Below are 10,809 nucleotides of genomic sequence, written 5' to 3' on the forward strand. Positions count from 1 at the left end.
TCTCACTACTCCGTGCAGTAAGCACATCACCTATATGCACGGGTGCAAAGTGGGAGATGGAGGCTTCTATGCTCATGGTCTTCATCCCATGGGCATTACATGAGAATGCAAGTGCGCTATCAGCCAAGGAGAATTGGATACCTCCATGGCATACTCCGAATCCATTGCACATCTCCTCTCTGACGGTCATTTCCAAGATGCAGGACCCTAGTCGCACTTCCTTGATCTCGATTCCCAACCACTGGCTGAAGCGATCATGGGACATCATGTGATTGACAATGTCCTTATGCTGGCTCATCGACCTGTATATTCTGGTTTCCTTTTCTCGAGAAATGCGTTGACTCCTTCTTTGCAATCCTCAGTGTCAAAAGCTTTGATCTGCGCATCTCGTTCCAGCGTCAATTGCTCGAATATCGTATTGACCGGACTTTGATTGAGCAGCATTTTCGTCATACCGATTCCTTTAGTGGGACGGCTGGCCAATCGGGAGGCAAAGGCATAGGCTTCACTCAGGCCATCATCCGGCACGCAGCGATAGATCATCCCCATATCGGCTGCTTCTTGAGCGCTAACCTTGTCGGCCGTGTACATGAGAGCTGCCGCTCGCTGGTAGCCGATCAGGCGGGGGAGGGTATGGGTGCCACCGCTATCCGGTATCAGGCCGATACTGCTGAAAGCCTGAACGAACTTAGCTGATTCTACGGCAAAGGTGATGTCACAGGCCAGAGCGATGTTGGCCCCCGCACCTGCAGCTACACCATTGACCCCGCAAACGATAGGCTTTGGGATTTCTCTTATCAGGGTGATGATCGGATTGTAGGTCTCATCCACTATAGTGCCGATACCCGGTCCGTCTGGGGCGATGGCTTCTTGAAGTTCTTGGCCTGCACAGAAAGCCCTTCCGGCTCCAGTCAGGTAAAGTGCTCGTATGGAATCGTCATCCCGGCATTCTTCCAATACTTGCCGGAGTTCTTTGCCCATAGGGATATTGAAACTGTTGAGCACATCTGGACGGTTGAGGGTGATGTACCCTACTTTATCTTTCTTCTCGTATAGCACTGCATTCATAGGTCCTAAAGTAGATGATAATCCGGGATGGTCGAGTAGCTTCATTGCCTAATTGAAATGCGTCAGACCGGATTTTGAATCATTCTGACAGTCTTCGGCATAAGTGAGGTCGGACTTCTATTCAACGAAATTTGACATTCGGTCAAGTCTTTCAACTTAATAGAATGAATCACGTCCTTGAAATATATTGTGAATTCAGCTAAAAAATCTCTAGTCGGAAAAAATGACGTTCTGAAGTAGATCCTGGTAGATGAGAAGGAGGCCAAAACCGAGTGTTCAGGGGTCTTGATACCGGTTCATGCGCTTGAATACGATATTGTTTTTCAAGAAGTTATGGTAATTAATACCATAATGTAGACAAATTAAAATCATTGTTTAATATGATAAGAATCCGTATATTAGTGCGGCCTTTTTAAAAGGCCAACTTCGAAATCTGTTTACACGCGCTTGACCATGATAAGACACCTACTTACCCTACATGTTATTCTTATGTCCATTGCCGGCTTCGCTCAGCCTGCCAATGATAATTGTGCCAATGCCATTGCATTGACCGTAGATGCAGCATGTACTGCGGGCAATACCATCGGTGCGACCACCGAATTAGGAGAGCCTAGCCCGGCATGTTGGGACTTGCTCGGTCCGGAGAATCAGACGCTTTGGTACACTTTCACCACGTCTGTGGCCGGGGTATATCAAGTCAGTCTGGATAATGACCCCAACCCTGATTCTCAAGTACAGGTGTATAGTGGAACCTGCGGAGCGCTCACACCCGTGGCCTGTAGCGAGGATGATGGAGTCGATAACAGTTTTGCTGCAATAGCGACAGTGAATGCTACAGCTTTGACCACCTATTATGTGCAGATGGACCTGTGGGCCGTTGATGGAGGAGCATTTTGTATAGATGTTGCTTACGTGCCTCCACCTGCCAATGATGATTGTGCCAATGCTATTTCTTTGACCGTGGATGCTGCGTGCACCACTGGTTCCAATGCAGCTGCTTCTGTAGAAATCGGAGAGCCGGCTGCTGCGTGCTGGGCCACTGTCCCCGACCAGACCGTCTGGTATACTTTCACTACGGGTGCTGCCGGTGACTATAGAGTGTCATTGGATAATCTTCCAGAGACCGATTCTCAGGTCCAGGTCCTCTCAGGTGCATGTGGAGCCCTTACACCCGTGACAGGAGGATGTAATGAAGATGGAGGTACCTCTAATTTAGATGCTGCTGTCACTACGGTGACCTTGGCCCCTTTGACCACCTACTATGTGCAAGTGGATGTCAATGGTTCTGATAATGGAAGACCATTCTGTATCGAAGTCACCAGGGTCGTTACCGCGACCAATGATGATTGCGCAAATGCCATAGCATTGACAGTGGATGCGCCATGTACTCCAGGTACCAATGTCGGTTCTTCCACAGAGCTCGGAGAGCCACCTGCTGGCTCCTGCTGGCTCGGTACTGGTAGTCCAGATAATACGGTATGGTATACTGTGACTCCCACCAATACAGGACCTCACTTGGTATCCTTGGATAATGAACCGGATAATCCGGATTCCCAAGTGCAGATATTCCAAGGAACTTGTGGGTCATTTACCGAGATCGGGTGTGGTGAGGATGATGGAACTAATAATACTCTTGCCGCAATGGCCAGCGCTACTTTGACTGCAGGAACGACCTATTACATCCGGGTGGACCTCTACGGTACAGCTACTGGACCTTTCTGTATTAATGTGGATTACACGCCTCTACCAGAAAATGATTGCATTTTCTCTGCAGTCGATATCACTACGCTGATCGATCCTGTGGGAATCACCAATCCATTCGATTGTGAATACGACTATGTCTACAATCGTCCAGGAACAACGGAAGACGACCCTACGTACCAGCCCTTGAAGAACGAAGGGGTACGAGGTTGCAATGGTCTGGACCTCCTCTTGGATACCAATGATGTCTTCCACGATATATGGTTCAAATTCACGGTCTCCTCGGCACTTTCTCCTCCCACCATCCTCCATGCCTTTCCACAAGGAAATGCACTACTGGTCATGGGGCTTTATGAGGGGACACCTACGGGAGTCTGTGGAACAGACAGTATTAGCGGCCTGACCCAGATCGATTGTTCGGCCGGAGATGTTCTCGGAGCTCCTCCGGGTAATGAAGCTGGTAGCGGAAGGGATGAGGCTCCCTGTAATACACCGGTGCACCCTAGATTGAATATCGGACTTCTCCCAGCTGGTACTTATTACCTCCGATTCTGGGACTTCGGTGGATTCGATCCTCCGGGTAATGCGACTTTCAACCTCTGTGCTGAATCCGCCATACCTCGACCCAATACATCGGATGATTGTCCTTCAGGTCCTAATACCGGATACATGGGCTCGGATTTCAATGCGAGTGGATCATGGACTTATAATGGATTGAGCAATGCTGGTATGATAGGAAATGGCTATAGTCCAGCTACAGCAGGAGAGAATCCGGCTTGTACAGGGGTACGTCCTAACGAACCTGTTCTAGGGTCCACACCGGCCGGTGATGCGGATGAAGGATGTACAGGTTCCTACGTCAGTTATGTAGGAGGAATCAACAATATCATGAATGTGACTTCCATCCACTCATTCTCGGTGAACAGTTGCTTGAGCAATCTTCCTACCTGTGTGATCACATTCGACAATGTCACTACAGGAGGTACACCTGGCAATGTGGCTCAGGTCCAGGTCATGGAGCCTGGTAACTGCTCAGGAAGTACGCAGACCATCATGAATTTCTCGAGTGATGCATCATGCTTCCGACTGAGACCTACTGGAAATGCCCCATTGCCCAATGGCACCTATTACATAGTAATTGATGGTCAGGATGGTCAGCTGATAGAATATGATCTGACCATTGAGTTGACCTATCCGGCTCCACAATCACCTGATTGTCCTTCTGTACTGCCTATCGATCTAGTGTACTTCGAAGCCATTCCCATGGAAGACGTAGTCAAGACGGTATGGAGCACGGCCAGTGAGATATCCAATGATTATTTCACTGTTTTCCGAAGCGAAGATGGGATGACCTTTGAAGAGATCGGAAGAGTCGATGGAGCAGGTAACTCGAGTGAGATCCTTGAGTACTCCTACAAAGATCCTGATCCGATACGCGGACTATCCTACTATAAGCTGCGCCAGACGGATGAAGATGGAACCTTCAAGGATTCCGATCTAGCGAGCGTGTATTTCAATCCGGGCAGTTCATCGGTCGTAACGGTGCATCCGAATCCGTCCAAGGACTTCTTCAATTTCAGTGTGGCTGAGGTAGGGAAGTACTATGATTTGACCATTGCATCTCCAACCGGTATCGTGGTCAAAGACGTGGCTAATGTCCGCACCTCGGTCTACCGATTGGATGTGAGCGATCTGGATCAAGGAGTATACATATATCGTGTACTTGCTGAGAATGGTCAGCAACATCAAGGAAGACTCATAGTAGAGTAAAATCAGAATTAAATTCAAAGAATCCGGCTGGTCCACATCTATGGACAAGGGCCGGTATGTCTCATAGATAGTCGATCCATACCCCTGAATACATATTTCATATGATCAAATACATATACTCTTCGCTCTTCGTTCTTTCCATCTGCTTCTGCTCTATTGCGCAGCAATTCGACTGGGCCAATCAGATAGGGGGCGAGGGATTTGAGATCGCCAATGGCGTGACTGTGGATGCTGAAGGCAGTGTATTGACGATAGGTAGCTATCAAGGTACGATAGACACCGACCCCGGACCCGGAACATTCGAGCTAAGTAATTCAGGGTTTGATGATGTATTCATCAGTAAGGTAGATGCCGATGGGCAATTCCTATGGGCCAAGAAATTCGGTGGGAGTTCATTCGATGTGGGATATGATGTGGTCACAGATGGGGACGGAAATGTCTATACCACAGGGTATTTTTCAGAGACGATAGATTTCGACCCGGGTGCAGGTACCTTCAATATGACATCAGGAGGGCTCTATGATTGTTTCATAAGTAAACTGGATAGTGACGGGAACTTCGTATGGGCCAAGCAATTCACTGGTGCTCAATTCGAGATAGGCTACGCGCTGACCTTGGACAATGATGGGAATATAATTCTGACAGGGGCCTTCAATGGTGAGGCTGATTTCGATCCGGGTAGCGGTACGTCCACACTGACTCCTGCTGGAGGCTATGATGCATTTGTGGCCAAACTCAATGCAGATGGGAATTTTATCTGGGCCGGACGACTAGGCGGATCGGTAGATGATGAAGGACATGATGTGGTGGTGGATGCAAGTGGTGCAATCTATACCACTGGATTTTTCTGGGGTCTAGCAGATTTCGATCCCAGTGCTGCAGTTTCCAATCTGACCTCTGCTGGTAACTTCGATATCTACGTCCATAAACTAGCTGCAGATGGATCATTCCAATGGGCCAAGCAAATGGGTGGTGATGGAGAGGATCAAGGCCGTGGTATTGCCTTGGATGCGGATGGGAGTATTCTATTGACGGGATATTTCTCCAATACCAGCGATTTCGATCCCGGTGCAGCCAATTTCGACCTCAGTTCAGAGGGAGTCTATGATGCTTTTGTGACCAAGTTGGACAATTCAGGTGCATTCACTTGGGCCAAGTCCTTTGGAAGCTTCGGAGAGGATATCAGTTTTTCAGTAGATGTAGATGGGAGCGGACAAGTCTATCTCTGCGGAAGTTTCGAGTTCGGCATCGATGCCGATCCAGGAGATGGGGCTACATTCCTTATAGCTAATGGAGGTGAAGACGCTTTCCAGAGCATACTGGATTCCAGTGGGGAATTCGTTTGGGCGGCACAGATAGGAGGGGGTTCCGATGACCGCGCTATCAGCATACAACTCGATGAGAACAATGCCATCTATACGACCGGTTATTTCGAACAGACAGCCGACTTCGATCCGAGTGGCGAGGCATTCACCCTTACCGCAGATGGAAATTTCGATGTCTTCACCCAAAAACTCATTCAATGCTCCAATACGAGCTCCGATCAGAGTGTGACCGCTTGTGATAGCTATACCTCACCGAGTGGTAACTATACGTGGACCAGTTCAGGTGTTTACAGCGATACCATCCCTAATTCTACAGGATGTGACTCTATCATCACCATCGACTTGACTATTCCTGAAGTGAATGTGGGCGTAACACAGACCATGGATGGATTCATCGCAGATGCCGTGAATGCCGCCTATCAATGGATCACTTGTGCCGGTGATATGGTCGATGGAGCGATAGAACAGAGCTTCTTACCCGAAGTCACAGGTAGCTATGCGGTCATCGTGACCGAGACCTGTACCGATACATCAGAATGTCTCGATTGGGTGGTAGGTCTAGAGGAGAATCTCGCTCAGCAGATCCAACTGCGGATGAATAGGGAGTCGGGCCTTGCTCAGCTCGATCTGGGAAGGAATTTCGAGTCCATTCATATCACTTTGATCGACATCACGGGAAAGCAAGTCGCTGAGGAGACATATCGTGCTCAGCAGCAGATTGACTTCTTCTTTCCATCAACTCCAGGAATCTATTTCATCCGTGTAGAAGCTGATGCTCTGAGCACCGTGTTGAAAGTGTCTAGATAGACCGTTCTACTTCACGTATCTGCCTTTCCAGTAGTGACATTCCCTTTTCAAGTCTGGGGGAACAGTCTGATGTAGTGTGCGCTTAGTTGAAGATTTATTTGGTTTGTATTGCAAACTACATTAATATTGCATTGTAGTTAACAAAACAATCATCATGGAAAACGATAGGACATTGGACCCAGAAGAGAGTTTGGAACTCATCTCGAAGGTCATTCAGGACAACAAGGACAATCTGAAACAGAATAGCTTCTATTTCCTACTCTGGGGATTCTTGGTAGGAATAGCCTGTCTGCTCCACTACTTCTTAGTCGTCTCAGAAATCTCCTTCCCACCCTACATCGCTTGGCCCGTGCTGATGGTAGCCGGGGGGATCATCTCTGGAGTCAAGGGATATTCTGATTCAAAGAGGGTAGGCTATGAGACCTATACAGGGATGTTCACTAAGAACCTGTGGATCGGTCTGGGCATCAGTCTCTTCATCGTACTCTTCCTTTCCAGTCAGATGGGCGTGCAGCCTGTAGGTCTGATATTGATGATCTCTGGAGCAGGAACCTTGATCACGGGCTTGAATATCAAATTCAATCCGCTCATTCTAGGTGGCATCGTGCTGTTCATCGGTGCGATCGCTACGGTGTTCGTACCAGGGGTCGAGGTATTATTGCTGTGTGCTGGGGCTTTGCTGCTCGGCTACATCATCCCTGGTCTTATGCTTCGAAATGCCAAGTGAGTTGAAGTTCAAGGATCTAGATAGCGTACTGAATTCCCAGGTCAGATTGGCCATCGTATCGGTATTGATGAAGGTCAATAAAGCGGATTTCAATTACCTCAAAGAAGTAACAGGCGCGACTCAGGGCAATCTCAGTCACCAGATCAAGAAGCTCAAAGAGGCGGAGTATGTGAAGGTGGACAAGACCTTCGAGAACAATTATCCGAAGACCTATCTCCGCATTGCACCTAAGGGAAAGAAGGCCTTCGAGTCGTATGTCAATGCGATCAAAGGGTATCTGGACCTATAGTTTGGATTGTAATAGACCTTTGACCCGTGCGTACCACTCATCCTTGAGTATGCTCAAGACGATACTATCCCTGCGGCCTGTGGGTGAAGTGCAATTATTGCGAAGGATGCCTTCTACAGTACAGCCGATGCTTTTCATAGCTGCAATGCTCCGCGCATTCTTGGCATCTGCTCTGAATTCCACCCGTTCGTAGTCCCACTCTTCGAATGCATTCTTCAGCATCAGGTATTTGCAATGCTTGTTGAGACCGGTGCCTTGATAGTCTCTGCCATACCAGGTATAGCCTATGCTCAATGCGCGATGATGGACTTGGATATCATAGTATCGGGTGGATCCAGCATAGGATTCCAGCTTCTTGTCATATACGATCAAAGGGATGGATCGCTCATTCTTCATATCCTCCAAGGCCCGCTCGATATATTTCTTCATTGACGCTTCACTTCCAGCATTCTGAAGGGAATAGGTCCAGATCTCTGGCTCTTTTACAGCAAATGGGATCAAATGCTCCAAGTCCTCCGGCTTCAGGGTGCGGAGTAGGACTCGATCATCTTCTAGTAGAAAAGAATGAGGATTGAAGGATGTCCAATCGCTTGGCATAGGTCGCGAACTACTTGATGAATTGCAGGGAAGATACTATTTGTTCATCCGTACCTATGATCACCTGATAGACACCCGCATTCAGGGCCCGGGTATCGATCCGGCCTGTACTGGGTATCACGCTCTGAGAAATTCTGCGTCCCTGCATATCGTAGATCTCAGCACTGTAGCGCTGGCCTGTTTCCAATCCTGTGACGATAATTCCATCTGGCGTTTGGAGTAGATCCAGCGATGACGTGTGATCGATCAGAGAATTGATGGTACAATCGGGAGCTTGATAGCTCATGGAATAGCAGCAATCCGCTACATCATTGATGCACACCTCGATGAATTCCCATTCGATATCCATGGGAATGATACCGGTGATGGCCAATGGGAGTTCTTCGATCAGATAATACCCCTGATACTGCTCATTGACCCATACTTCGATGAAGTCATTACCAGGCTCAATAATCTCCGCTGCGAGATAGAATTGATAACTGGAATCACTTTCACAGTCGAACTCGAAGAGCTCGATGATCTCTATGCTACACTCGCTCTGCTCCAAGCAGTCTGGAGGTAGAAACTCCAGCACCGCACAACATTCCGGATCATCATTGACACATATCTGTACGATGTCGTATTCCACATCCCTCGGAGTGATGCCCTCCACACTGATGGGCAGCTCGGAGATGGCATAGAAACCGTAGAACTCGTTGTTGACCCAGAGGTCAAAGAAATCGTTGCCTGGATCGATGAATTCCGCTGCCAGGAGGAAACTGTAGGTGCTGTCCGTATCGCAGTAGAAATCGAAGAGTTCCGGTCCTTCCACAGCGCAATCGGTTATACCGCAGTCTATACTCGAGAATTCGATGAATCCCGAGCAAAAGGAATCTTCAGAGTCTATGATGATGAGTTCGTATATGGTCTCGACTGTACCATCGAATGGACCCACCGTATAGTACAATTCACCATAAGAGAAGGTGCCGTACTCTTCTCCGTTGCCTATGAGGATGAAGGAGTCAGAGGTGCCGAAGTATTCGAACTCGAAGTCGATGTAGAATTGCCCATTCTCGCATTCGAGATATTCCATGTAGATGTCGGTGATATCACAATCACCTCCTGATTCGAATTCAATGGATCGGGCGTGACCCTCGGTTCCAGCAAGCACCGCAAATAGGAACAGGATCAGTATGGAGCGAATAGGGTGAAGGGGCATGGTCAGTGATTTGAACTCAAGATAGTGGCTCACAGGTGAATGAGGCAAATCCGAAAGCGCATATCATTGAATTCATAGGGTGGCAGCATCGATGGCCTCTCTGATCCGTGCACAGGCCTCTTGGATCTCATCTTTGGTGATGATGAGTGGAGGTTGGATACGGAAGCTCACCGGGTCACTCAAGAACCAGAAAGTGATCACTCCGCGTTCCAGGCAGCCATGGACGATCCGTTGTACGATCTCTGGATCCTCGAATTCCACGGCCAACATCAGTCCTTTACGTCTGATCTCGACAATACTCGGATGGTCCAAGCAGGATTCGAAGAGCAACCCCTTTTCCTCGACCCGAGTGATGATATCGGTATCTCTGAGCATCTGGATGTTGGCGACAGCCGCAGCGCAATTGACCGGATGACCACCGAAGGTGGTGATATGACCGAGCACAGGGTCATGAGTCCATAGATCCATGAGGTCCTGGCTGGCGATAAATGCGCCTATGGGCATGCCCCCACCGAGGGCCTTTGCTAGGCATAGGATGTCGGGAGTGACTTTGAAATGTTCCAAGGCGAACATAGCGCCCGTCCGGCCGAGGCCGGTCTGGATCTCATCGAAGATGAGCAGGGCTCCCACCTGGGAGCAGCGGGCGCGTAATTCTTGGAGGTATTCTTTGCGTGGGATACGCACTCCTGCATCTCCTTGGATAGGCTCTATAATGACGGCTGCCGTACGCTCAGTGATCTTACTCAAACAGCCCAGACAATCGAAATCGATGAATCGTACATCGGGCAATAGGGGGCGAGCATGGTATTTCTTCTTCTCATTCCCAGTCACGCTCAGGGCGCCATGGGTACTCCCATGATAAGATCGTTTCATCGCGATCAACTCGGTCCTTCCCGTAGCACGTTTTGCAAGTTTTAGGGCCGCTTCTATCGCTTCGGTACCGGAATTGACGAAGTAAGAGCAATCCAATCCATCCGGTAGGACCTCATTCAGCATGGAAGCAAGGCGTACTTGAGGCTCCTGGGTGAACTCCCCATAGGGAATGATGTGCAGATAGCGATCAACCTGCTCTTTGATGGCCTTGACCACGGCAGGGTGTCGATGACCGAGATTATTGACAGCGATGCCAGCAATAAGGTCGTAGTGCTTCTTCCCATCAGCATCCCATATGTAGATACCCTCTGCCCTGTCTACTTCCAGAGCTAGCGGGTAGGGTGAGGTAGATGCAAGATGGGAAGTGCGTGGCATAACTTGACTACACGGGATGGACTAAGCCTTTTTCTTGGAGAAGGCTTTCTTGAAATGAGAAAAGGCTTCTGACATCTCA

At 48.8% G+C, this 10,809-nt stretch carries 9 protein-coding genes; 4 read left to right on the forward strand and 5 right to left on the reverse strand.

Going from position 1 to position 10,809, the window contains the following annotated elements; genetic code table 11:
- A partial coding sequence (locus HKN79_00485; GenBank protein NNC82028.1) for a hotdog fold thioesterase occupies positions 1-298 on the reverse strand: 298 nt, incomplete at its 3' end.
- Positions 295-1,068, reverse strand: a complete 774-nt coding sequence (locus tag HKN79_00490) for a 2-(1,2-epoxy-1,2-dihydrophenyl)acetyl-CoA isomerase (protein NNC82029.1) — start codon at positions 1,066-1,068, stop codon at positions 295-297. The genes HKN79_00485 and HKN79_00490, both read right to left, overlap by 4 nt.
- Before the next feature lie 453 nt (positions 1,069-1,521).
- On the opposite strand from HKN79_00490, the gene HKN79_00495 reads away from it, so the two are divergent.
- The 4 genes from HKN79_00495 to HKN79_00510 all read left to right on the forward strand — a co-directional run bounded on the left by HKN79_00495 (position 1,522) and on the right by HKN79_00510 (position 7,687).
- Positions 1,522-4,539: a T9SS type A sorting domain-containing protein gene (locus tag HKN79_00495; GenBank protein ID NNC82030.1), complete on the forward strand. Its 3,018-nt coding sequence runs from the start codon at positions 1,522-1,524 to the stop codon at positions 4,537-4,539.
- 101 nt (positions 4,540-4,640) lie between these two features.
- Complete coding sequence (locus HKN79_00500; GenBank protein ID NNC82031.1) at positions 4,641-6,671, forward strand: hypothetical protein; 2,031 nt, start codon at positions 4,641-4,643, stop codon at positions 6,669-6,671.
- Positions 6,672-6,825: 154 nt separating this feature from the next.
- Entirely contained in the window at positions 6,826-7,398 is a 573-nt protein-coding gene (locus HKN79_00505; protein ID NNC82032.1) for a hypothetical protein, read from the forward strand.
- Positions 7,388-7,687: a transcriptional regulator gene (locus tag HKN79_00510; protein NNC82033.1), complete on the forward strand. Its 300-nt coding sequence runs from the start codon at positions 7,388-7,390 to the stop codon at positions 7,685-7,687. Before HKN79_00505 ends, HKN79_00510 begins: the two co-directional genes overlap by 11 nt.
- Here HKN79_00510 and HKN79_00515 read toward each other — a convergent pair.
- The 3 genes from HKN79_00515 to HKN79_00525 are packed head-to-tail and all read right to left on the reverse strand — an operon-like array spanning position 7,682 to position 10,730.
- Entirely contained in the window at positions 7,682-8,284 is a 603-nt protein-coding gene (locus tag HKN79_00515; protein ID NNC82034.1) for a GNAT family N-acetyltransferase, read from the reverse strand. The two genes, HKN79_00510 and HKN79_00515, sit on opposite strands and share 6 nt — an antisense overlap.
- Positions 8,285-8,294: 10 nt before the next feature.
- Positions 8,295-9,515, reverse strand: coding sequence for a T9SS type A sorting domain-containing protein (locus HKN79_00520; protein NNC82035.1), 1,221 nt, complete (start codon positions 9,513-9,515; stop codon positions 8,295-8,297).
- A 39-nt stretch (positions 9,516-9,554) separates the two neighbouring features.
- Positions 9,555-10,730, reverse strand: a complete 1,176-nt coding sequence (locus tag HKN79_00525) for an aspartate aminotransferase family protein (protein ID NNC82036.1) — start codon at positions 10,728-10,730, stop codon at positions 9,555-9,557.
- Positions 10,731-10,809: the final 79 nt, after the last annotated feature.

The organism is Flavobacteriales bacterium (genome assembly GCA_013001705.1).
Taxonomy (GTDB): Bacteria; Bacteroidota; Bacteroidia; order Flavobacteriales_D; family JABDKJ01; genus JABDLZ01.